This is a genomic window from Pseudovibrio sp. W74 (genome assembly GCF_001623085.1).
GTDB lineage: Bacteria > Pseudomonadota > Alphaproteobacteria > Rhizobiales > Stappiaceae > Pseudovibrio.
Genome location: NZ_LMCJ01000017.1, coordinates 424,018 through 449,081, shown reverse-complemented (window position 1 = coordinate 449,081; position 25,064 = coordinate 424,018). Strand labels below are relative to the sequence as shown.

Below are 25,064 nucleotides of genomic sequence, written 5' to 3'. Positions count from 1 at the left end.
CAGGTCATCCAGTTCCTTTTGAAAGGATCTGGATGACTTTTTCCTTTGGGCCATCAGCGAGAATACGGCCCTTATCCAGAATAATCAGCCTATCGACCAGAGAAAGTGGTGCTGTGCGGTGTGTGGCAATGATCAGCGTTTGCTGCGGGGTGACCGAGGATGAGAGGGCATTGATGAACTGCTGTTCGGTCTGGCCATCCATCATGCCTGTTGGTTCATCCAGATACAGTAGTTTTGGGGTGCCCATGAATGCTCTGGCCAGGATGAGCTTTTGTCTTTGCCCGGATGATAGATCACGGCCACCTTCCTCAATCAATCTGGCAAATCCGTGCGGATGAGCATCGATAAACTCCAATGCTCCGGAAAGCTCACTTGCTTTGACCAGCTCTGCATCTGAGGCTTCAGGGCGACCTAATTTGATGTTGTCTCTGATGGATCCAGAGAAAAGGCTAGCATCCTGCCCGATGTAACATATGGATCTTCGCAGTTCCGTGGGTGCAAATTGCTGATGGTCTAAAGTATCGATGGCGTAACTTCCTGACTCTGGAGAATAAAGACCGCTCAATATTCGGCCCAGAGTGGATTTGCCAGAGCCGACAGGGCCGAGTATGGCGATGCGTTCTCCTGCAGAAATGGATAGGTTCAGGTTTTTCAATGTTGGCTCTGCAGCCTGCGGATAGGTGAAACTCATATTCTTTAGAGAAACCTGAGCGTGATCAATGGTTTTGCTCAGATGCCTGGAGGCCCATGGTGTTTCTCGCGGCAACTGATTGATGGCATCCAGTCTTTTGTAAGCGGCTTTGACCTGTTGGAACCGTGCGAGAAAGCTGGAAAGTGTTGCTAGTGGGGCAACAGCTCGTCCCCCAAGGATCACACAGGCGACAATGCCGCCCATGGAGATAAGCTTTTCTGAGAACAGATATGCGCCTGTGACCAGAAGTGCGACTGTGGTGAGTTGCTGCAAAAAGCCCGTTAGGTTTAAAGCCCAGGTAGAAAGCGATCTAACTTTGTTTTGCGCTGAGGCTGCTGCGGCTGTGGCACTCTCCCATTTGCCAAGAAGCTGTCCTTCTGCGCGTTGGAGTTTGATTGTCTCCAAGCCGTAGAGACTTTCTACCAGCAGTGCATTTCGCAGCGTAGCATCAGCAACTGTTGCTTCCACGGCTCTTTTGAGAGGGAACTGCATCAGCAGTCCAATTGTGACCACGCTCATGATTGCTGCAAGAAGCGGATAAACCATGGGGCCACCGATATACCAGATCAGGCCTAGGAACATACCGAGGAAGGCAAGGTCTGTGATGGCAGCGATTGTTGCTGACGTCATGAACTCGCGGATGGTTTCGAACTCACGCATTTCGTTGAGGAAGCCTGCAGTGCTTGCAGGGCGATGCGCCATTTTCAAGTGCATTGCCTGATCAAACAGTCTGGAGGAAATTATCAGATCAGCTCGTTTGCCTGCAAAATAGATTAAGGAAGCACGCAGTGACTTCAACAGCAGGTCAAATAATAACGCGCCCGCTACGCCAAGAGTGAGAACCCAGAGTGTAGGGAAGGCCGAGTTGGGTAAGACACGGTCATATACGTTCATGGTGAAGAGCGGTGAGGCCAGCGCTAGCAAGTTGATGAAGGCTGCAGCAAGCGCAACGAAAGCGTAGTCTCGTGCAACGGCTCTAATGCCACTGAAAAACCAATGGGAATTGTCTTCCTTAGCTGTTTGCTCCTGTGAACCTTCTGGTTTGTAGAAGGGCTTTGCAACAATGATTTCTCCGCTGCAGAGCGCCTGAAGCTCATCCACCTTAGCCAGAACGGCGCCGCCATCTGCATGCGGGAGGGCGACTGCATAGGATTTCTCATCGTACTTTTCCAGAATGACCAATGCACCACCGGACTTGAGGAGTAAAACTGCAGGAAACAAAAGTGAGGAGAGATCTGTGACTTTCTGATGGAAAGCCTTGGTCGAAAAGCCAGCGCGTTTGAGAGCTTTTTGTAGCAAGTCAGCAGTGAGTTTGCCCTTCTCCAGGGGAAGACCTGCGATGAGGTTTTCTGAATTTGCTGGCATGTTGTGTTGAACCAGCAGAATTTCGAGACATCCCCGCAGTGGATCAATCTCGATTAAATCTGACAGTTGAGCGTTTGATGTCGCGTCCTCTGCAGATTTTGTGTTTTCAGGTTCCCGTTTTACATCTTGATTTTTATCTGACGTAACTGTCGAAACTGAGGCTTCGATGACTGGGTCACTCTCTTCATGCGTGGAAGATATTTTAGTCGTCGTTGTGTCTTCCTCGTTTACGGAAGGTGGCGTCTTTTCTTTTCTTGTTTTCGGCTCGGCCGTTTTTGTCAGTTCCAACCTGCAATTCTCCGCAATAGATCCCCGTAGTATTCAGAGAAACCAAGGAGAGTTACCTTTGGTAAGGATAACTTGATTCCGGCTGGTCGCGTGCCTCTGGAACTTGTTGGGGAGTTTCTAGGGGGATTATCTTTGCGCCTATTGCATCTGATGGAACGGGTCAAAAACTGGATGAGGCTTGGATCTGAAATCACACGGCTTCCGCGTGGTGCTGCTCAGGTATCAATTGGTTTGGAAAATGCCGTGTTTGCACGCACGCGCTTATTGGTCCTGATGATCGGATTGCTTTTGATTTCGTTCGTCCTTTGGGCCGGTTGGGCGCAGCTGGAAGAAGTTACCCGTGGAGACGGACGTATCATTCCATCTGCGAAGATACAGGTTATTCAAAGCCTTGAAGGTGGGATTGTTAAAGAAGTGCTTGTGAAAACGGGTGACCTCGTCAGTAAGGGAGATGTCCTGATCCGCTTGGATGATACGGGCTTTTCTTCCAACCTGGGTGAACTGGTGGCAAAACAACTGGCACTGGAGATCGCTCGTGAACGGTTGGATTTTCAGTCCGTCTGGCCGGAGCGTGGGGAAGAGCTAGCTTATAGTGACCACTATCGCGAGAATGCTCAGCAGATTGTTGCTTCGGAGCTGTCTCTTTTTCAAGCCAATCTGGAAGGATTGAAGGGCCAGATTGCAATCAATCGTTCGCGCGTTGCACAGCGTATGGCGGAACTTGAAGCTTCTGAGAACCAGAGACGGAAGGTTCTTGATTTATTGCGCCTTGCAAATGAAGAAAAAGAGTTGAAAGCGCCACTTGCTGAAAAGCAGATCATTCCGCGTACGGATATGCTCAAACTTCAGCGTGAGATTGGTGATCTGGAAGGGCAGGTCAATACGCTTCAGGTTACAGCAGGGCGTTTGCAGGCGGCTGTTGAGGAGGCTGAGCAGGAAATTGAAGGTGTTTACACCAAGTTCCGGCAGGCAGCACGCGCAGAGCTGAGCGAGGTGCAGGCTCAGCTGGATGTTATTGCAGAAGCTTCCAAAGGGGCTGGTGATAAGGTCGATCGCGCAGATATTCGCGCGCCCATGGATGGCATCGTCAACACGATTGATGTGAGCACAATTGGCGGCGTGGCTTCACCTTCTCAGCAGCTTATGACCATCGTGCCCGTTGAAGATGTTTTGCTTGTTGAGGCGAAGGTCAAACCTCAGGATATTGCCTTTATTCACCAAGGACAGCAGGCACTTGTTAAGCTCAGCGCTTATGATTTTTCCATTTATGGCGGACTGGATGGGCAAGTTGAGGGAATTTCTGCAGACACTGTTTACGACGAAAATACTCGTGAGCAGTTTTACTCCGTAATTATCAAAACGAAACAAACGGAGTTAGAAAGTCGCAACAAGAGTCTTCCCATCCTTCCGGGGATGGTCGCCTCCGTCGATATACTCACTGGAGAAAAGAGTGTGCTTTCTTACATTCTTAAGCCAGTTAATCGTGCACGTGAGGAGGCGCTAAGAGAACGGTAATGCGTTATGGCTCTTCCGGAATACCGGGGCAAGCACCGTAGAAAACGTGGTTTGTTGCGACGAAGCTTTGTAGGGATGGTGGTCAAAGCCGCTTTTCTGACTGGTATTGTGGCCAGCATGTCCACTGCGCAAGCTCATAATCTGCGGTTCAGCTATCAGAGCAAAGTGCGCCGCCGCCGTCTGTTTTCCCTAATGAGGTTTACGGGGCCAAACGCTACAAAGAAGAGGGAAAGCTTTGGGTTGTTTGGTTCGGTTGAAATTAGTGGTGGTAACAGCCGGGCTTTCAGGAAATGGCAGGCCGTACTGCCTGAATGCGACCAACAACTGGCCTCCTTGAAAGAGTGCTTTGCCGGAAATCTGCGGTGTGCAGGCTCCGTTGATTATTGGTCACGCATTGTCCGGGGTGTCGGGAACAATAAATCACTGCGGCAGCTTTCGCTGCTCAACTCTTACATCAATGAAAGTGCCGGATACGATCCTCAAGCGGTTGCCGCTGGGCAGGCGGACGTTTGGCGCGCGCCTTTGCAGTTTCTGGGCTTGCGAGGTGATTGTGAGGACTACGCGATTGCCAAGTATTTCAGTTTGTTAGCGCTGGGCTATGAAGAAACGGATCTGCGAGTTGTTGTGGTGAAGGATAGCAGAAGACAAGTCATACATGCAGTGACCACGGTTCAGTTTCAAGGTGCGTGTTATGTACTGGATAGTTTGAGGCCTGTTGCGACCAAGGAGATCGAACTGCTTCATTATCAGCCATTGGTGTCCATGCAGCGGGATCTGCACTTTACACACTTCAGGACAGCAGAGATGCGGCAACGGTTTTGGGCTCAGCACAGGAATGGATAACCGTGCTGAGCGAGGATTTGTCTATGCGTTTAGCAACTCTTTTGAGTTCTCATAGGCAAGGATTGCTCCTGCCAAGTCCTCTAATGCAGCTCCAACTGATTTGAAGAACGTAATCTCGTTTTCACTTGCTCTGCCAATGTTGCTGCCTCTGGTGAGATCGTAAAGATCAGCTTGAACATCCTCAGGCTTCAACGTGCCATTTGCAAGCGGGATGGTCAGGTCTCCGGCTTCTTTCATCGCACCTGCGCGGGTGTCGACAAAAACTCGTGAGCGGGAGATCGCCGCATCATCAGCCTCGCGCATGTTTGGAGTGAACCCGCCCACAAGATCAAGATGACAGCCATCGGACAACCATTCACCTTGTATGAGGGGATCATTAGACAGTGTTGCAACGGAAACGATATCAGCCTGCTCAACAGCTCTGTGAAGGGATTGCTCTGCTACAACCTTGACGCCAAGTTTTGCGCTTAGTTCTTGCGCATTGTCCTTGGCCTTATCGAAGTTCCGGCCCCAGAGGGTTACAGTTTCAATCTGTCTTGTTGTACAATGCGCCTCAATGAGGTTTGCGGAGAGACGGCCCGTGCCGACCATTGTCAGGGATGTTGCGTTTTTGCGAGCAAGGTAATCAGCAGCAAGGGCAGAGGCTGCCGCTGTGCGACGCGCTGTAAGCTCGCCGCCATCAACCAACGCTAACGGTGCACCAGTCTTGCCGTCGGAGAGCAGATAAGTGGCGGAGACTGCAGGAAGACCGGCATCTGCATTACTTGGAAAAACGCTTGCGAGTTTTACGCCGAAATAGGCACCTGATTGCCAAGCAGGCATGAGCAGTAAGGTGGCATCTGCTTTATCCGGCACGCCCATGGTGTGATGGTGCCGAACCGGCATTTCGCAGCCTTCTTTGAACATTGTTCTCAAAGCCTCGACCAGTGGCCGGAAGGGCAGGGCGTTTTTAGTTTGGGTATCGGATAACTGTAACATACCCGTTTCTCCCTTATAATTTGCGAAAGGATGCTCTGATATCTCACAGGATTAGCGGGCGACGGATGTGTTTGTCACTTGAGTTTTCGCGAGAAACGGGTTGTATGCACAAAAAAGCCCGCCGTTTGTGCGGCGGGCAGTCTTTGGGCTCAGCGTGCTGAGTACACGATGTCTTTGATCACATTCGGCGTGATCTTTCCATGCTCACCGATGGCTTTTAAAAAGTCGCGGCTCTCGATGATGTGCATGAGCGTGTCGATGTCGTTTTGATCCGTAATGTTGGCATCTGACAGACGAATTGGCATGGCCAGTTGTTGGTAAAACTCTTCGATCGCATCAATCGTCTTTTCAGCCAGATCTTCAGATGGAGGAAGTGAGAACACTGTTGTTCCCATTTGCTCCAGTTTTGCGCGCTTCAATTCAATCTGGCTGCGCAAGAGGCTTGGCTGAATGATGGACAGTGTTTGGGCGTGGTCAATGCCGAAACACGCGGTCAGCTCATGTCCAATCTGGTGTGTTGCCCAATCTTGCGGCACACCAGATGAGATGAGGCCATTTAAGCCCTGGTTTGCTGCGTACATCAGATTTGCGCGCCATTCATCAGTATCGCGCTCGGGATAGCTCTTGCCCAGTTGAACGAGCGTTCGCAGCAATGCTTCCGCATACCCATCCTGTACCAATGCGCCGGTCGGGAAGGTCAAATATTGCTCGCAGACATGCACGAAGGCATCGATCAACCCGTTCCTGAGTTGGCGTTCTGGCAGTGTTTTCATGGTGTCTGGATCGAGAACCGAGAACACAGGGAAAACAAGAGGAGAGCCAAAAGCGAGTTTTTCACCTGTCGACTTGCGGGTGATGACTGAGTTACCGTTGGACTCAGAGCCTGTTGCAGGAAGAGTCAATACAGAGGCGAGCGGTGTTGCCTTTTGAATGCGATGTTTACCGCTTGGAATGTCCCAGTGATCTCCGTCATAGTGTGCAGCTGCTGCTACAAACTTACAGCCGTCGACAACAGATCCTCCCCCAACTGCGAGGATGAAGTCCAGATCTTGTTCTTTCACCAGCTCTACGGCTTTTTCTAGGGTTTCGAAGTGTGGGTTGGCTTCGATGCCAGAAAATTCAACCACGGTGAAACCTTCAAGCGCGCTTAACGCTTGCTCGTAAACACCGTTCGCTTTGATCGATCCACCACCATAGGCCAACAAAATGCGGCTTCCAGTCGGGATCTGATCCCTAATTTCCGATATTTTCCCTTGACCAAACAAAAGCTTAGTTGGGTTTTGATAATTGAATTTCATTTGATTGCCCGGACAATTGAATTGTGCATACCGAACTTAATGCACTTTTCTCGGGTTTGAAGGGCCGAAGTGAAACTAATTCACTTAAATAATTTGTTGAATGATGAAAGAGACTGGACAGGTTGTTGAGAGTTCCTTCCTGTGTTCCCTTATGCATGGAATGCCGCTCTTCGCCCTGTATTGTTTATAGACAGTGCTCTTTAGGACTTAACGAGTTGTTTTGACTTTGAGAATGGTGAAATGTGCAAATAGTTAGAATATGCAGCGTAGTCACTATCCATATAACATATTGATTTTTTGAATAATTATAAAACATGAATATTTAAATCATATTTGACTTTTGTCATTTGCGAAAGATGTTCTGTTTTCTAATTCTCGGATTGCAAATCATTCTCAATTGCGAGAGGGCGCCAGTTTTGCCCTGGTGATCCTATTGCATTGGAGGGGGATAGGGGAAGTTTGCTCATGTTGGGCTATCCCCTCAAAAGAGATTCCGAGTTTAAGCATGTTGAATAAAACGGCACTTCTATCATTCGTATCAGCAGTGGCAATCAGCTCTGCAGCTCTTGCAGGTTCTACTGAAGTTAAAGTCGAGGTTTTAGACAAAACTTTTGATCCAGCGGGTGGTTTTCTGGCTTACACAGAGTTTGAGCTTTCTGGCGAACCTTTAGCGGAAGGTCTGGGGCTGGATCTTGATGTTCTTGACCCAAATCTCGTCAATCAGCCAACCGCTTTTGATTACGCAGCCGGCATTGAGAGTTATGAATACTCTGAGGAGGCTATGTATGCGGTCAATTATCAGTCCAAGATGGGCCCGCATATCGTAAACGGTCCACTAAACAAAGCACGCGGCGGTTCACTTGAAAGCCTTGGTAAGCGCGTGATTGAACTGGCCGGATCTGTTGCCTTCCCAGTGGAAGAAATTCCGCTCAACATGTACCCGATCACCTTCCCATACATCTCAGCGCTTCCTGAATTTGGTCAGGCAATTGACGGTTCTGTCGTCTCCAGCGATGAGGCGGATATTCTGACCGCTCACGGAAAATCTAAAACAGTAAAAATCGATATTCCGGCGTACTTCCGCGATTATGCTTCGCTCTCCTGGAAAGAGGAAGGCATGGACAAGTCTTTCAATCCCGGAGCTGCGGCAGGCATCATGCTGAAGGATGTCATGTGGGCACAGGATTTCCTCGGCGGTATGCACACAATAGCAGAGGATCTGGAAGTTGAGGCCGAAAGTTCCGTCATGGATCAGGATGGTGTACATGCGCTCGGGGTATCCACGGCAGATGGTTTCAACGGCGTTATTCTAACTGAAATTCTCAATGACCGTCTAATAACACTACGTGATCAGTTTGGTTATGACGGTAAGATGCTTGGCGCAAAGCTGACCGCGTCTTATGATCCAGCACAGGGCCCAATCTGGTTCCCACGCAAGGTCGCTGTGACTGAAAAGACCGAGAACGCCGTGAAAGCCATCGGGTCTTTAGAAGTCATTGACGGAGCATCCACTCTGCATGACACATGGTTGATGTTGTGGCCGCTTTCTGAGATTTACGCATATAGCGACCAACGTACTGCAAACACAAACCAGAACCCGGCTTTTATCGCCGTGTTTGACGGTGCACCATTTGCTGCAGCTGCTGACCTGAACAAAGACAATGATCTGGTGAATGACATTGCTTCTGATGATGTCTTCTCCGCTGCAGGTGTTCTCACAAACGCTACTTTCAAAAACCTTGATGCGCTGCACTTCAACAAAGAAGCGGGCACTCTGGTTGATCGTTATGATGGCAAGCAGGGCTCCAAAGTTACCACTTATGATGCGGCATATACTCTTCAGGCCCTGAACATTTTTCAGCGTTCTCAGGATGCACTAGCCGTTGGTTATGCCTCCGCTGATGCGGGTGAGAGCCTGGAAACTGCACGCGGCAAGCGGGCGCTCGAACTGATTAAAGCGCAGGCAGATTTTATTCTGAAGAATTTGATCTCTGAAAATGGCCTCGCAGTTGATGGGTTTGAGATTGGCAAGGGCGCGAGCACAGAGCAAAGCCTGGGTACGCAGTTCGCTGTTGTTCATGGGTTAACCTCGGCATTCCTTGCAACAAAGGATGAGAGCTACAAAGAAGCAGCACGTAAGCTGTTCCTGACCATTGAAGCGAAGATGTATGACAAGACGATTGGCACATACGCTGCTGTGCCAGGCCAACCAACTGAGCACACACCATACACCGCTGCTGCAATCAGTGCTGGACTGCGTAGTGCAATGCTTATTCTGCGCAACAGTGAAGGCGAGAATGAACCTCTATTGGATCTGGCAAGCCTGACGCACCGATATGAAAGTTGGTTCCGCACTGTCATCAACGGTCGCAATGTGACTGAGGGCATGCAGCTTGCTGAATGGCTGGGAGACAGTGGTGAAAACGTTGTAGCTGGTAGTGAAGATCTGGACACGGATGCAGATGGTGTTCCGCAAATTGTGCAGGCTGGCACAGCTATGGTGATGGCCGGTAAGGTCAAAGTTTTTGCTGCAAAATAAGTAGTTTACCGCGATTTGAAACAGCCTGGGTGTAAAACATCCCGGCTTCTTCTGCCTGTTAACCTAAGTCAAATGCGAAGCATTCGCATTTGGCTATAGAGACAACAATTATAATAATCTGACGAAGAATCGATCCGCAGTCATGGATGATGCAAGCAAGAATAGCGGTCCGGTCAACGGACCTAAGCCAGCACAACCCAGCGCAATAGAATTGTTCTGGAAGCGTCTCGGTTACAAGAGCAAACATGCTGAGTTTGTGCTTTACTTCCTCACTATCAGTGGGTTGATGCTGTGGGATGTTGTTGGCCTTCCTTGGCAGCTCATCCAACCTTCACTTGCCATCCATTTCATTGTCTCCCTTATCCTCTTTCCATTGTTTGTTCTTCCATTCTGGTTTTCTCATCGTGACTTGATCAAGAAGAACGGACGCCCGTTTCTTCGTAGAACAGGCCAGATGATTGAGATTGCCCTGGTACTGTTGGTTCTCAGTGGCATTTATCTCGCGTTTTTTGGCAATCGCGGCAACATGATGGGGCGGGTCGCATATTGGCTCCATCTGGTTCCAGCACTGCCGGTTTCGTTATTGGTGTTTCACCATGCCAAGCGCTATTCGATGGTTAAGGTTGCAGCTTGGATCTTCCCGTTTCTTCTGGCGCTGGTCGCACTCATGGTGCCAGCTTATGCTGCCGTTGAAAGTAGCTCCCTTGTTCTCAGTAGTGAGGGCACAAAACTCATCTCAGCAAACTTTGATGCAGGCAGTGTCACTGTTGTTGACCGCAGCTCTAACAAAGTGCTGCAAGAGATCAAGATCGGTGGTGAGCTACGCCGCATCGCGTTGGATGAAAAACAGCATATTGCAGGTGTAACGGACTACACGGGTGACCGTGTGGTTTTCATTGATCTGAACACAAGCAAAGTTCTCTCTGAGTTCAAGACTGACTATCGTCCATTTGGCATTATCTATGACAAGATCAACAACCTGTTCTGGGTTTCATTGTTTGAAGCGCACAAGATCATTGCAGTTGATCCGAGACAAGGCATCACTCAGGAAATCGACAGCGAAGAGACCCCGCGTGGTCTTGCTTTGCTCAGTGATGGTCGTCTGATCGTAACGCATGCCATGGTTGGCAAGGTCTCCATTTGGGATACCTCAGGGGCTAAGCTTACATTTCTGAAGACGATCAGTTTGGCTGAAACTCAGGACAACGACGAAGCTGTTTCGCAAGGTGTCCCGCGCATTCTGGATGATATTGCAGTAAGCCCGGATGAGAGCGAGGCCTGGTTGCCACACGTTCTTTGGAACTTTGATCATCCTTTCCAGTTTCAATCCACCGTGTTTCCGAGTGTCTCATTGTTGAGGCTTGAACAAGGGCAAGAGAAAGAAGTTGCTGAGCGCCGCAAGCACCTCTTCAAGCAAATCAATATTATCGATACCAACAATCGCACTCGCATTGTTTCAAACCCTCATGATGCTGAATTCTCCGAGGACGGTAAAAAAGTTTACGTTACATTGGCTGGAAGCGAAGACTTGATGGTCTTTGATCTGACACGCAGAACAGCCCTGACCAGCAAGAAGAAGCGCAGAGCGCGCCGCAAGGGCAAACTGAACCAAGGTGGGGCAAAGGTCATGCAGATCTTTCGCCACATTCCGGGCAACAATCCGCGTGGGTTAGTCGTTTCGGGGCAGGACATCTTCGTGCAAAACGCAATGACACTTGATTTCGTAGCGCTGAAGAGAGGTGGGGACGGCCCGTTTGCGCGCGTCACTCTGGGTGGGCAAGCTCCAGCTCCACTAGTGCAGAGCGATCCGGTTGAGGCCAAGCTACGCCGAGGTAAAACCCTTTTCAACAGCGGCAACACGGATGATTCCAAACTAACGCCGATCACTGGTGACTTTTGGATGAGTTGTCAGAGTTGCCATGTGGATGGCTTCAACTTCACCAATGGCTATCTTTACCGATCCACACCAACCAAAAAGTTTGACCGTGCCACGATTGGTCACGACAACTTAAACAATATGATCTCCGGTAACTTCATCGGCGACTACTTGCGCATCATGCAAAAGACGCAAGGTGGTATGGGCCATGACGACCGTGATGGAGCCTTGCAGATCAATCCGGATGAACCGTCAGAACCGGTCAAACGCGACATGGAGGCTCTGCAAGCTTTCATCACGTCACGTGGAAACTTACCGCTGAATGCAAGTTGGATACGCCTTGATGATGATCGTAAGATTCTACATGAGAAAGATTGGGTGAACTCAGCCGCCTGTGCGTCCTGCCATTCTGACATGTTTGAGCAATGGGCAGATTCAAACCACCGTCTGATGGGAGAATCTAACCCATACTTCATGGTCGTGAAATCCGTTGCAGAACAGACGGAAGGTAAGGACTTCGGCAAATGGTGTCTTGGTTGTCATGAGCCGCAAGAACAGTTCACCGAGCCAAAGGCGGTTCCGCAAGAAGGACATATGTTTGAGAAAGGCGGCGCCAGTCTCTTTGAAGCCCTTGAGACGGGCGTACCGGATTCAGATGAAGGCACGGGCTGCTTATTCTGCCATCGTATCACTCGTATTGAAGCAGCTATGGGGCAGACGGCAGGCACCAACGCCAGCTTTACCGTCAATGTGAAAGATAGAGAAAAGTATATCTTTGAAGACAACGACAACGCACTGCTGCACTGGGTGGGTAACCGTCAGATCAACGCCAAGCCCGAAGTGCATGCCGAGTCGTACTCTCAGCCATTTTACAAGGATTCTGCTCTGTGTAGCACCTGCCATAATGAGGTGGCTCCAGGCACAGGTAGTGTCATCGTGAACACCTACGGTGAGTGGGAAAAATCCTCCTACAACAATCCAGCAGATCCCTCCAAGAACCGCACTTGCATCAGCTGTCACATGATGGCTGACGTGCAAAAGATCGGTGAGAATGTCCCGGGCATTTCTACAGATGGGGGCAAGGTGAAAGAGAATGTGGTGACACACCAGTTCACGGGTGCCAATCACCATCTTGTCGGCCTGCGCAATAAGAAGCTCTCAGACATGAGCATTGAGCTTTTGCGAACTGCTGCTGAGTTGGAAAGCTACATCGACGAAAGCGGGAAACTGATCGTTCGTGTCAAAAATGTCGGAGCAGGGCATGCCTTACCAACCGGCGTTGCTGACTTTCGTCAGCTTTGGCTGGATGTGACCGTGAAAGACGCAAGTGGCAAGGTTGTTCTGGAAGATGGCAAGATGGATGATAAGGGCGTCGTACCAACCGATGCTCGTATGTTCCAGAAGGTCTTTGGCGACAAGGATGGCAAGCCCGTCGGCCTGCTCTTCTGGCGTTATGAAAAAATGCTGAAAGATACCAAGATCCCAGCGAATGGTTACCGGGATGAAGCCTTTGCATTGCCAAAAGAAGCTACTTATCCGCTCAGCGTGGAAGTAAAGATGATGTTCCGCATCTATCCGCAGTGGGTGACCGATGCAGTACGCCAATCCTACCCAGATCTACCAAATCCAGAAGCTGTTGTTATGGCTGAACTTACTCAAACACTGGAGCGGCCATAATGTTTGCCAGTTTTCTGATCACATTTCGCGAAGGGCTGGAAGCCTTTCTGTTGGTAGGCATCATCCTGTCTTACATGCACAAACTTGGCGTGCGGCATTTCAATAAATACGTCTATCTTGGTGTTGTACTTGGGTTGATCGTATCACTGGCGTTGGCCTTTGTTTTCCAGGTGTTGATTGACCAGTTTTCCAATCAACACTATCAGCACCTGCTGATGATCTTCATTCTACTTTTCGCCACGCTGGTGCTGAGCTACATGGCGATCTGGATGCATAAACAGGCCAAGGCACAGGTCGACCATGTAAAAAAGAAACTGGAATTCCACATCTCCTCGGGCAACCTGTGGGGCATGGTGTTTCTTGCGTTCATTGCGGTGCTGCGAGAAGGGTTTGAGACCGTATTGTTTTTCTCTGCTCTCATGTATTCAGGGCAGGGCGTGACATTGGAGAACGGTCTGATTGGGGCAACTATCGGTCTTGTTGCATCCATCCTGCTGGTTTGGATTATGATGCGCGGCACCCGCGAAGTTCCGATTGCTCCATTCTTCAAGTACACCAGCTTGCTGATCATCATCATCGCAGCCGGATTGTTCTCGTCTGCCATCAATATGCTGCAGGCGATTGATGTTGTTCCGATTTTGGTAGAGCAGATCTTCAACATCTCGTTTATTTTAGATGATCAGGGCACCTTTGGCACTTTCATGCGGGCGCTGTTCGGATATAACGCGTCTCCAACGCTGATCCAATTTACCAGTTGGGTACTTTACCTTGGACTATTCCTGAGTTTCTGGAGCCGCGGCTATGCTCAAAAAGCCTGAACATGTTTTGGTGTTGGGGGCGGGGCCTGCTAGTCTGACAGCAGCAATCCGCTTGCTGGAGGCTGGTATTCAGGTCACCGTGCTTGAAAAGGCTTCAAAAGAGGGGGGCCAAAGCGGTACAACAACGTTTGAAGGTCGCCATGGGACCTATCGCTTTGACTACGGCGGCCACCGCTTTATCACTCACAACGCGCAATTGCTAAAACTGGTTGAAGAGCTGGTTGGCGATGACCTGTTGACCAGCCAACGCAAAAGCGTCATTCGCTTTCAGGATCGTACCTACGATTATCCATTAGCAATGAGCAACATCCTGAAAACTGCGCCAACCTCATTATTGATTGGTGCGGTAAAAGACTTAGCACTTCTGCCATTCGGTAAGCCCAAGGACGATAACTTCGCAACATGGATCACCAGTCGGTTTGGTAAGACGCTCTACAAAAATTTCTTTGAAGGATACACAGCTAAACTCTGGGGTATTGATCCGGTCGACCTGTCCGCAGACTGGGCTGGTCAGCGCATAAGTCTGTTGGACTTGAAAGATGTTGCCAAACGCCTTTTGCCAATTGGGAACGACACCCCTCGTACCTATGCCAGAAGCTATCGCTACCCTAAGCATGGATTTGGTGCCATTTTTGAGCGCATGGCCCAAAAGGTTGAAGCGCTTGGCGGCGAGATTGTCTTTGATGCAGCTGTCGATGGTTTTGACTTCGCGTCAAATAGAATTAGTGCCGTGAAAGCAGGGGGCTCTTCCTACCCGGCAGATGCTGTGCTCTCCACGCTCTCCTTGCCTTACATGGTGAACATGACAGGTGGCGAAAGTGCGTTAGCGTTCAGAGGATTGCGGTTCTTTAATATGCCTCTTGAAATGGACAACCTCTCAGACTGCACATGGCAGTATCTGTCAGATCCCGACATAATAGCAACGCGATTGCAGGAGCCAAAACGACGCTCGCCGTTCATGGCTCCCAAGGGGCACACCTCTGCAATGTTAGAGATCCCATGCGACCCGGGGAGCGAACTGTGGGAGATGGACAACCAACAGATGTTTACTCAAGCGTGTGATGTATTGAAAAAACTTGGCATCAATAGCGCAGCAGCCACAGGCGAGTACTTCTCATCTTACCAGCGGCAGGCCTATCCGCTGATGACAGTGGGATATGAGAAGAAACGTGCAAACGCAATTGCCCACCTCAATCAGTTTGAAAATCTGATCCAGTGTGGGCGGCAAGGTACCTTCCGCTACATCTTCACAGACACCTCTATGGAGATGGGGCAGATGGCTGCTGATGCGTTGATTAGCGAAAAGGATCAGCGCTCTACCATCTATGAGCATCGTAGTGAAAGAACCGTTATAGAAACGGAAAGTGTGGCTTAGGAGACCAGTCGTGGTGAGAATATTTTACGCATTGCTTATGTCTTTGCTTATTACTGGTCAGGCGCATGCTTACTCTTATGCTGCTGCTGGTAAAGAGCCTCTGATTGATGCGCGGGAAGCCATCTATAAAGCTGTGAACGCCGGAGACTTTGAAGCAGCGAAGTTAGCCGCCAACGAGATCTCCGAGGAACTTGCCTATTTGACGACTGATTATGACAGCGGGCTCTCTGAAGCATTTGAAAGGGCCTTAACCTCTCAAGATACAGCGACAATCGCAGTTGCTATCAATCGCCTTTTTGTTGCGGAGATTACTCGTCGTTTGCAAGCCGGTTCCGAAAACTTGAAAGACTACCAGACCGCTAAAGTTCTTGTTGTCAAATCAAAACGATTCTTCGATGCCATGGCCGGGGAGTTACCAGGCAAGCGACGTCAAGCAGCAGATCAAAGCCTCCGTCAAGCACTTGAAGCCATCGGAAACCCTGGTGTTTTTGGGGTGGGTAAGCGTGAGGCAGATCCTGCCGCTTACAATGCAGCTGTTGAGGACGTCTTAAAGGCGTTGGCAAACTAGTATGTTGCGACTTGGCTGGGGCGCTGCTCTCTTTTGCTACGTGACTTTGTCCATTTGGTTGCTCCGCCACACACCAAGCATCCCAAGTGATGACGCCTATTTCTTTGTTAATGGCACAGTTCGCTTCAGTGTGCTTGAGTTCAGGCCACATTTTCCGGGGTATCCGGGATTTATAGTGCTGAGCAAACTGCTTGTTTTGATCGGCTTGAGTGCGAAGCAAGCAGTCTTCTACCTGAGCCTATTTTCTGCACTGTCTTTACCTCCTCTTGCAGCATGGACTACCCAAGCCTGGGGAGTATCTCATAGAGGTGTGCTGCTGGCCTTCTTCGCAGTTTTGACGCAGCCTTTCCTTCCGCTTGTCGCATTAAGTATGATGAGTGATGCAACAGGTATTGCATTCTTTCTTGCAGCCTTGGCTTTTATGGGTAGAGGCAAACACATCAGGGCAGGGTGCTTTGCAGGGTTTGCCCTAGCCTGCCGGCCATCTTTCATTGTTCCAGTTGCTCTGGCCTTAATCACTGAATGGTATTTGAAAAAAGATGCCCGCACAAAGCTCTTTATAGCAAGTGCGGGCATACTGCTCGTGTTCTTCGGAGGAGTATTCCTGCTGGAAGGCGAGGCTTACTTGATTGAAGCGCTGCGGTTCACCGAAGGTCATTTCACTGTTTGGGGTAACACATCGTTTGAGCAAACCTTCGAACGTGAAGGCTGGTTGGATGCCTTTGAAAAAGAACCCATAGCTCTCGCAAGCTTGCTCTTACTTCTCCTCATAGCTGCCCTTGCTTTCCTAACCCGCCCCAAGCTCACACCCTTGCTGATAGCAGCAGCTGCTGCCGTACTCTGGACACTACTTGCCCAAAACCCCGAAAACCTCCGCCACGTGCTCCTACCTGCAATTTTGCTGATGATTTGGTTGGTGAATTCTTCTGGCAAGTGGGCAAAACCTGCTTTGGTTCTTGTCATCACTTTGCAGCTTGGCATCTGGCCGCAATTTCTAATCAAGCCCGTAGCTATCTCACCTCTCAAGCAAGCAGCAGACTTTTTAGGACAACAACCAACCGGAACTCTTGTTACAAATAGAGGCGTTTTCTTTCTTCGAGCCTCATTGCCACAACATAAGATTCACGATGCGTTCTTTTCTGACAGTGTGGAAGCTAGTTTGCAAAGCCAAAGGCATGGACCAATCTGGAAATTGGTTAGGTCTCGGCCCATGAGCAATGTGTGGTGCAACTCAGAAAAAACGTTTGTGGCAAGAATGTCCGTTGAAAAAACGTTGGGTTTGCAGACGTGGTGCCGTTGACGCTTTAGCCAATTTTCCTTTGCTTTAGTTAGTACTGTCCGCGACAGTGTTGGCTGGGTTGTTTTCTATGTATATAATTGATTTTTTATTGAAATTTCTTATTTTAGTATAAATTATAGAGCTCTCGATGATTACAAAACTCGCGTTAGGCTTCTCGAATTGATTGGTTTGTACTGGCTCTCTGAGAATAATCGCTTGCATCTGTCTCGTCGTTATCCAAAAAAGGCCAGAGAAACTCCGACCTTTTTTCCTTTCACGATTTGCTCTAAAACCTAACCGGCATCCTTTGCGTTTTTGAGGAGGAAGTCTAGGACTTGGGCTTTTTCTGTGTCTTCTAGTCCTGCGCGTGGGAACATGGATTGGGTGATGCCTTTCCACTGGAGCTGTGTGAATTGGGATGGGTCACGAGGGCCGTGGCACACGGTGCAGCGTTGATAGAAGAGTTTTTCACCTTCACTCATGTCTGCGTAAAGAGCTTCCACAAGACCATCGATGCGATCAGAATTCACTGCTTCTTCTGTTACCGCGGAGAAAGTCATGTCCTCTAGAATTGCAGGTGGTTCATAGGCACGATTTGGACCTTCAGGATCTTCACATTTGCGCAAGGATACCAGACAGGTGTTTGCTGTGGTTGCCTGACTGAGACCACTTGAGCGCCGGGACGAGGTTACAAAGTTGATCAATCCAGAGTTACAACGACCTTTGGAATCGACTTGCGGCCAGCCACCTTCATAGATTGAGACAACACCCGGCATAATTTCATCGGAAACCACCGCGCCAGCGATCACGGTTCCGCGATCATTGTAAAGCTCTACCAAGTCACCATCAGCAATACCGCGTTCCTCTGCATCCTTAGCGCTAATGCGGACAGGTTCGCGGCCTTGCACCATGTAAAGTTCACGCAGGCGCTCGGAGTTGCCCATCTGTGAGTGCAAGCGATACCATGGGTGCGGGCTCACTACATGCAGCTGGCCTTCCTTGGCGTTGCCAAGATACTCTGCAGGTTCCATCCACACAGGCATGCCAGGGCAGTCATCCAGCTCCATTTCAGCAATGCTCTTACAGAACATTTCTACCTTGCCAGACGTCGTGTGCAGTGGATGTCCTTCTGGATCCTCATAGAAATCGCCATGACGAACCCATTTGCGAGCTTCTACAGGGACATCCATCCGTGCATAGCCTTTTTCCCAGAACTCTTCAAAGCTCTCGGTCGCAGAACTGCGTGCGTAGGCCGCTTTGATGTGTTCCATGTATTCAAGGCTCTCAGTAAACTGAGTGTCGAGCACAAAGTTCTCAGCGAGGCGGGCGAAGATCTCGTAATCGCTCAGGCTCTCACCAAGTGGCTCAATCACCTTTTTCATGGCGTAAACGCGGTCATTTGAGTAAGTGCCGCCGGATGTGATGTCATCACGCTCAAGAGACGTAGATGCAGGCAACACAATGTCTGACCAACGTGTGGATGCGCACCACCAAGGGTCCTGACAAACAACTGTATTCACTGTCTGAAGTGCATTGATCAGTTCGTTTGTATCCTGCTGGTGAGACATGAAGTTGTTACCAGCGTTATAGATCATCTTAACAGTTGGGAACGTGCGCACAGAACCGTTGTGCGTGAACTCTTTACCTGGGTTCTTCAGCATTTCAGAAATACGAGATGCCGGGCAAATTGCGCTGACCAAATTGCGGCCTTGAGCCAAGCCGGATGGTGTCGATTTACCAGAGGTTGGCATACCGCCATTGCCGTAATGCCAGGAGAAACCAACGCCTTGACCCGGCTTACCGATTTTCCCAGTCAGTGCTGCAAAGTTAATGATCGCCCAGTGTGTCATTTCACCATGGTGAGCACGCTGCAGTGACCATGCACCGGCAATTTCGACTTTCTTGGAAGCGAAGAGTTCTGCAAGCTCTCTGATTTTATCAGCAGAAATACCTGTTATAGAGGAAGCCCATTCAGGTGATTTTTCAACGCCATCGTCTGTACCCATCAGGTAGTCGATGAACTTGTCTGAGCCTTCTGCGTATTTTGCAAGATAGGCTTTGTCGTGCAGATCCTTTTTCACCACGTGGTAAGACATGGCGTTGAACAGGGCGACATCTGTGTTTGGAATGATCTTGAGCCATTCCGCATCGAAGAATTCATCAGATGCTGTGCGCTGCGGGTTGATGGAGATGAACTTCACACCGTTGTCGCGAATTTCTTCCCAATGTGCATACATGCCATGGTCAGCAACACGGAATTCAACACGGTTGTTTTTAATCGGATCACAGCCAACAAGCAGGAAGATCTCGGTTTCATCCCGGATGACTTCCCAGGAAGTTTGTGCGGAATACACTTCCATGTCGCCAATCACATGCGGCAGGCTGATCTGAGAGGCGCCACCGGAGTAATCGCCTGCGGTCATGGAGCAACCACCGAACAGATTGAAGAAGCGACCTTGCAATACGTTTGGCCGCATCACACCCGCATGGGACCAGCCACCGTAAGATGAAGAGAAGATACCTTCGTTGCCATAGTGCTCGATGGTGTCAAGAATAGCTTTGGAAGTGAGACGGAGAGCCGTGTCCCAATCAACACGGACAAACTCTTCCTTGCCGCGTAGCTCTGGTCTGATTTCGCCACTCTCCCAACCTTCCAGATAGGATTTACGCACCATTGGATAAAGAACTCGGGTCTTATCATAGGTCCGGTCAATCACACCGTATGTCAGCATTTCAGTGGGACGAGCATCCAGTTCGATCATTGGCGCCATGCCAGAGATCTTGCCATCTCTTACAATGGCCTCGAACGGACCGTAGTGCGTTGCATGGAACACGCGGCGGCTGTGAGAATTTGGATCAATTGAAGCCAATGCGGAACTGCTGAGCAAGCTTGATGCAAACAGAGCAGAACCACCTTTGAGAACTGACCGGCGACTGACGTTGAAAGTAGTCATTTTTCTTCCCTACGATTTGAATGACTGTGTTTTCAAAAGCATCGCAAATTTGATTGAACAGGTCCCACGCAGCTCATGAATGGATGGTTCGATTTTGTAACAGAATGTAAATCCGCCTATCGTAATCAGAATGAGTTCGGTAAAGTCCTCTCATGACTGACACTTTTCATATCGTGATTGTTGAAGATGATTTGGTGACTCGCAAGCGCCTGGGCGCGTTGTTACGTCAGCAGCGGTACACTGTGAGCGAAGCAGAAGACGCTGATCAGATGGAAAGGATTATCGAACGAGACAATCCGGACTTGCTGCTCGTTGATATCAATCTTGATGGAAAAGATGGCTTGCAGATTACGCGCGAGCAACGTGCCCAGTCTGATATTGCGATAATTCTGCTGACAAGCCGCAGCGATCAGGTCGACCGGATTATCGGCCTCGAGATGGGCGCGGATGATTATGTAACCAAGCCATTTGATGCACGCGAGTTGTTGGCCAGAGTGAAAGTGCTGCTTTATCGTGTGGGGCTGCACCGCAAAACACAGGCACGGCAACTTGAGCCATGTACGATGTTTGGTAGCTGGACTTTTGATCCCAAACGCCGGCGGATCGTACAGGAAGATGGAACAGCTGTTGTTCTGACACGCGGCGAGTTTGAGCTGTTAAATGCCTTCACTCAGCATTCAGGGCAAGTCCTCTCCCGGTCACGTCTCCTCCAATCCGTGACGCATCGACAATTCGTGTCTGACACTCGTATCGTTGATGTGCTTGTTGGCCGCTTGAGGCGTAAAATAGAACAAGATCCACCTCACCCAGAGCATATTATTACCGTTCATGGAGAGGGTTATTTGTTCATTGGGGATGATCCATAAGCAACCAGAAGCTCAATCTTCAAAGGGTCTAAGACCGAGATGTAAAGCCGTCTCCTGTAAATGGCTCAGCTCCTCATCCAGCCCTGACAATACCGGAGTAAGCTTGATTTGATCGGCAGATAGATCCCCGGCCATCATTTCAAGATCTCCAAGTAATTGCACGCTTCGAGTAAGATTGAAGTTGGAAACAGCTCCTTTCAAGCGGTGAGCGAGATGCGCTAACATCTTCATGTCACCAGCTGCGAAAGCTTGCTTTAGCTCTTCAACATCCTGGGGTGTCTTCGCGAAGAAGTCGGCAAGAATGGCCATAACATTGTCCTCGCCCATGTATCCAATGTCCTCAATCAGACCGGTTTTCACGGCATCGATAGAAGGAGCTGCGTCACCAATATCTTCTGAGAGCAGTTTATCTGAACTGACGTTTTGAAGAGTCGCGACAAGATTGCTCGGAGATATCGGTTTTTGAACAAACTGCTTGATATTTGCTGCTTCCAGAGCACTCATATCTCTGAGTTTGTGAGCAGTAACCGCAATCAATCGAGGGAGTTTTTGATTGGCGCTTGTAAGCTCATGCATTCTGCGGGCGGTTTCAACACCAGTGATATCAGGCAGGTCCAGATCAAGCAGCACAGCATCAAACGGCTTTTCCTCATAAGCCTTCAAAGCTGCAGTTCCATCTTGCGCTTCGGTGACTTCACATCCCATCTTTTCCAGATAGCCACGGGCAACCATGCGGCTGACAGAGTGGTCTTCTACGACCAGCACGCTCAGCCCCAAATTTTGATCAATCTCATTCTCCTGATCACTGGCAATTTCTGAAAGTGCTCCTTCTTCAACAGGCACGATCAGTTTAAAACAAGAGCCGACTTCAGGCTCGCTTTCAACGGTCAGAATACCCGAAAGCGCTTCGGTTAAACGGCGGCAAACTGTAAGCCCTAACCCTGCGCTGAAGCGTTTATTGCCGTAGCTGTTTGGTTGATGCTCATAAACATCGAAGATGTGCTCCAGCTGGTCCGCTGCAATGCCGATGCCAGTATCTGTAATTGAGAAGATGAGTAGGAATGTGCCTTCTTCTTCACCGGGTCGTTGATCTATCTCCCAAAAAATCCGGCCAGACTCAGTGTACTTGACTGCATTGGAAAGCAGGTTAATCAATATCTGCCTCAATTTGGACGCATCCCCAAAGACAACGCGTGGTACGAGCGGAGAGATTTTGATATCTAGGTGTAGACCTTTCTCTATCGCATCCGTTTTTGCCAGATCAGCCACCTGCGCAATAAAGTCATCCAGCGAAAAGTGTAGTTTGTTGATATCAACGCGCTCTTCTCGATATCGCTCGTAGTTCAGCAGATCATTAGCAATCGCCAGAAGATCTTGCGCAGATTTTCGTGCGATAGTCATGCGACCTTTGATTGGATCAGATACGTCATGTTCGATAAGGCGCAGCATGCCAATTACACCATTCAGCGGTGTTCGGATCTCATGGCTCATCACTGCAAGAAATTCAGATTTAGACCGTGTTGCCTGCTCCGCCTGCGCCCGGGCTTCATCACTTTGTCGAGCTTCCTCTAAGTACTGCTGGGTGCGTTCTTCAACTTTGTCTTCCAGCTCTCGTTTGCTCGTTTGCAGGTCTAACTTCAACTGATGGTTATGACGTACCTTGCCGTAGAGAATTTCCACCGCACGCTCCAGTCCCCCAAGATCATCTCGGGAGGTTCTGTGAATCGCCTGCGTGAAATCATCTCTCGCAAGTGCAACAATTCCAGAAGCGATGGATCGCAAACGAGCAACAATTCTTCTATTGGCAAAAATGAATATGGAAGCTGCGATGCCAAGCACAATCAGCACAAGGCCCGAAAAGCCAATCAGGATCCATTCCACCTTATAGCTCAGGCTCTTTTGTTGGCTTTCTGCGTATTCCTGATTGAGAACAATCAGTGATCCCAAACTGCGGGATAGCTCCTGAGACCTGATGCTCACGCTTCTACTTGTATTGAGCGCCTTTTGCCGCAAATCGATCTCACCCATCAGAATCTCTGTAAGTTCAGAGGGAGAGAAAATTTCATTGAGTTCACTCAATCGTCGCTCAACCTGATCGGCCCAATCCGGACCGCGAATGAGCAAGGCGCGCCCTTCAAGTCGCTTCAATTGTGCAGTTGCGTCTCTCAGGAATTGTTCGCGCTCCTCCTTAACAAGGGAAAAGCGTACGGTCTGCAAAAGGCTCTGAAGCGTGATTGCGGCCTGTCTGAATTCGATCATTCGTTCCAAAAGAAAGAAATCTTCATCAACCAGCTTATCAAGCTTCTGCTCTTTTTTTTCCTGACTTTGCTGGTCATAAAGAGACGTAATATCGATCGAAACACCCACTCGCGCATTGGAAACCAGATTATCACCAATGACTGTCAGTTCAGACAGTGCTTCAAGCCCCTCCCGGCTCAGGGTTTGTAGCCGGACATCGAACGCTTTGATTTGGCGGGACAACCCAAGAAGGTTTTGTGTTTCTTTAACAAGAGCTAGTGCGTTATCATGAACAACCGTTGTATTGAACTTCGTCGCCTCCAAAGCAGAAACAGAGGTCAGATTTTGCTGTATGGTAACCGCTTCACTTTCAAGCTCACCGCCAAGGCGAATAATCTCACCTTCATGTTGTGCAAGCGAAAATTCGCGAGACAGCTGGGCCACTGTTTCTGATGAACGCCCCAATGCACCACTCGCCGTGGTCAGACGAATATTGCTTTGCATCAACGCCTGATAGGTTTGGCTCAGATACAGTACACTTCCAAAAGCCAGAATGGCGGTAAGAAGGGAGAGCCCTGCAAGTGTTGAGAAGATCAGCTTAATCTGTCTATCAAATCTCACCTTAGGCTCCTGATATTCAATGAAGTTTCCAGTAACTCAATTTGGCCAGTGCATCATCGCAACTGCAATACTATTGCTGTGCCTCCTCTCATTTGTAGGCCAAAGTACAGCACAGGACTTTGATTTACCTATTGAAGCCCACAAAATACCATTTGATTTTTCAAGCCCTGCCCAATCGGCTACATACACTCCCTCCAAGGCTTCTGGAAAAGGCTTCTCCGTTTGCGTTCTCGTTCCTCATATGAAAGATGAATACTGGATAAGCGTTCACTCTGGATTTCAGGAGAAGGCAAAGCAACTACAGCTGAATTTTGATTGGCATGAAGCAGGTGGCTACCTAAATCTAGACCGTCAGGTAGAACAAATCCGCACCTGTGTTTCCAAAGGACACGATGCAATTGTAATTGGTGCTGTCAGTGCAAAAGCGCCTAAACTTCTTAAAGCTGTTTCAAAGGCTAGCCAACAAGTACCGGTTATCGCCCTCGTGAACGATCTTGCCTCTCCTGATTTGAGTGCAAAAATAGCTGTTTCCTGGGAGCGTATGGGGCAGATGCTGGGAAAGAAGATCGTCAGCGACTTGCCCAAAGGACCAGGCCGTCAGTTTACGGTCAGAATGGTGTCAGGCCCCTCATCTTCTGGTTGGGCTCCAATTTTAGAAAGAGGCCTTAGAGAAGGTTTGAAGTCTGATCGCATCACCGTCATCAAAAACTTTGAAGCAGACAGCGACTACCACAATCAGTTCCAGCAGGTAGAAGCTGCTGTTGCAGAGTGTGGCCCCAACGACATCCTCGTTGGAAGCGCCCCTGCCGCAGAAGCTGCCATGTCCCTCATCAATCTCATCCCCTGTGCATCAAAGCCAAAGATCTACGCAACCTATTACTCTCACGCCGTAAAACGCGGCCTCCGCTCAGGCAAAATCGCAGCATCAGTCGTAGATTTCCCCGTCCTCCAAGGCTGGCTCGCCGCCGACCAAGCAACAAAATTGCTGACAGGTTCTCTAGAAGACAAGCAGGTTGGCCCAAAAATTCAAATTACGACACCCAAAACCCTTCCAGCAGACAAGTGGGCTATTGTTTCGGAAGCTTTTAGGTAGGAGTAAGAAATGCGGTATTCGATCATTATCAATGATATGTATCTATTACTATGCTGGAAAGTTATGTAACACTTCCAGACTGCATATACTTCACCAGCTGAAACAACGCCTGATGCGCCATGGAGTTATAACAATAGCTATCTTGAGTGGGCGGCCTGTTAAGCTTCCTTTGAAGAAGTCTC

The 25,064-nt window shown here is 49.3% G+C and carries 15 protein-coding genes; 10 read left to right on the top strand and 5 right to left on the bottom strand.

All coding sequences use genetic code 11. The annotated features are described in order from the left end of the window. Positions 1-4: 4 nt before the first annotated feature. On the bottom strand, positions 5-2,344 hold the full coding sequence (locus PsW74_RS13360) for a type I secretion system permease/ATPase (RefSeq protein WP_063288985.1): 2,340 nt from the start codon (positions 2,342-2,344) through the stop codon (positions 5-7). A 132-nt stretch (positions 2,345-2,476) separates the two neighbouring features. On the opposite strand from PsW74_RS13360, the gene PsW74_RS13355 reads away from it, so the two are divergent. Further along, the gene (locus tag PsW74_RS13355; RefSeq protein WP_208987972.1) at positions 2,477-3,859 is read left to right on the top strand and encodes an HlyD family type I secretion periplasmic adaptor subunit; all 1,383 of its coding nucleotides are present in this window, start codon (positions 2,477-2,479) and stop codon (positions 3,857-3,859) included. A 6-nt stretch (positions 3,860-3,865) separates the two neighbouring features. Then, positions 3,866-4,702, top strand: coding sequence for a transglutaminase-like cysteine peptidase (locus PsW74_RS13350; RefSeq protein WP_208987971.1), 837 nt, complete (start codon positions 3,866-3,868; stop codon positions 4,700-4,702). Positions 4,703-4,723: 21 nt separating this feature from the next. Here the strand turns inward: PsW74_RS13350 and PsW74_RS13345 are convergent, their stop codons facing one another. Together PsW74_RS13345 and PsW74_RS13340 are read right to left on the bottom strand one after the other, a co-directional pair. Further along, on the bottom strand, positions 4,724-5,680 hold the full coding sequence (locus PsW74_RS13345; RefSeq protein WP_063288982.1) for an ornithine cyclodeaminase family protein: 957 nt from the start codon (positions 5,678-5,680) through the stop codon (positions 4,724-4,726). 149 nt (positions 5,681-5,829) lie between these two features. Beyond that, a complete protein-coding gene (locus tag PsW74_RS13340; RefSeq protein ID WP_063288981.1) occupies positions 5,830-6,978 on the bottom strand; it encodes an iron-containing alcohol dehydrogenase in 1,149 nt (382 codons plus the stop codon). A gap of 505 nt (positions 6,979-7,483) precedes the next feature. Between PsW74_RS13340 and PsW74_RS13335 the strand changes: the two genes are divergently transcribed. From PsW74_RS13335 to PsW74_RS13310, 6 genes are all read left to right on the top strand, one after another. After that, entirely contained in the window at positions 7,484-9,517 is a 2,034-nt protein-coding gene (locus PsW74_RS13335) for a hypothetical protein (protein WP_063288980.1), read from the top strand. Between the two features lie 142 nt (positions 9,518-9,659). After that, a complete protein-coding gene (locus PsW74_RS13330; protein ID WP_082830564.1) occupies positions 9,660-13,070 on the top strand; it encodes a multiheme c-type cytochrome in 3,411 nt (1,136 codons plus the stop codon). Beyond that, positions 13,070-13,888 carry an FTR1 family protein gene (locus tag PsW74_RS13325; protein ID WP_063288979.1) on the top strand — a complete coding sequence of 273 codons (819 nt, stop codon included), beginning with the start codon at positions 13,070-13,072 and terminating at the stop codon, positions 13,886-13,888. The genes PsW74_RS13330 and PsW74_RS13325 overlap by 1 nt, the downstream gene beginning before the upstream one ends. Beyond that, a complete protein-coding gene (locus PsW74_RS13320) occupies positions 13,872-15,263 on the top strand; it encodes an FAD-dependent oxidoreductase (protein ID WP_063288978.1) in 1,392 nt (463 codons plus the stop codon). Before PsW74_RS13325 ends, PsW74_RS13320 begins: the two co-directional genes overlap by 17 nt. A 10-nt stretch (positions 15,264-15,273) precedes the next feature. Next, the gene (locus tag PsW74_RS13315; RefSeq protein WP_063288977.1) at positions 15,274-15,831 is read left to right on the top strand and encodes a hypothetical protein; all 558 of its coding nucleotides are present in this window, start codon (positions 15,274-15,276) and stop codon (positions 15,829-15,831) included. 196 nt (positions 15,832-16,027) lie between these two features. After that, positions 16,028-17,131, top strand: a complete 1,104-nt coding sequence (locus PsW74_RS13310) for a hypothetical protein (protein WP_208987970.1) — start codon at positions 16,028-16,030, stop codon at positions 17,129-17,131. Positions 17,132-17,403: 272 nt separating this feature from the next. Here PsW74_RS13310 and PsW74_RS13305 read toward each other — a convergent pair whose 3' ends face one another. Next, the gene (locus PsW74_RS13305; RefSeq protein ID WP_063288975.1) at positions 17,404-20,064 is read right to left on the bottom strand and encodes a molybdopterin-dependent oxidoreductase; all 2,661 of its coding nucleotides are present in this window, start codon (positions 20,062-20,064) and stop codon (positions 17,404-17,406) included. Positions 20,065-20,216: 152 nt separating this feature from the next. Between PsW74_RS13305 and PsW74_RS13300 the strand changes: the two genes are divergently transcribed. Continuing rightward, the gene (locus PsW74_RS13300) at positions 20,217-20,930 is read left to right on the top strand and encodes a response regulator (RefSeq protein ID WP_063288974.1); all 714 of its coding nucleotides are present in this window, start codon (positions 20,217-20,219) and stop codon (positions 20,928-20,930) included. Positions 20,931-20,942: 12 nt separating this feature from the next. Here the strand turns inward: PsW74_RS13300 and PsW74_RS13295 are convergent, their stop codons facing one another. Continuing rightward, positions 20,943-23,789: an ATP-binding protein gene (locus tag PsW74_RS13295; RefSeq protein ID WP_063288973.1), complete on the bottom strand. Its 2,847-nt coding sequence runs from the start codon at positions 23,787-23,789 to the stop codon at positions 20,943-20,945. 19 nt (positions 23,790-23,808) lie between these two features. On the opposite strand from PsW74_RS13295, the gene torT reads away from it, so the two are divergent. After that, complete coding sequence (gene torT, locus PsW74_RS13290; RefSeq protein WP_082830563.1) at positions 23,809-24,882, top strand: TMAO reductase system periplasmic protein TorT; 1,074 nt, start codon at positions 23,809-23,811, stop codon at positions 24,880-24,882. Positions 24,883-25,064: the final 182 nt, after the last annotated feature.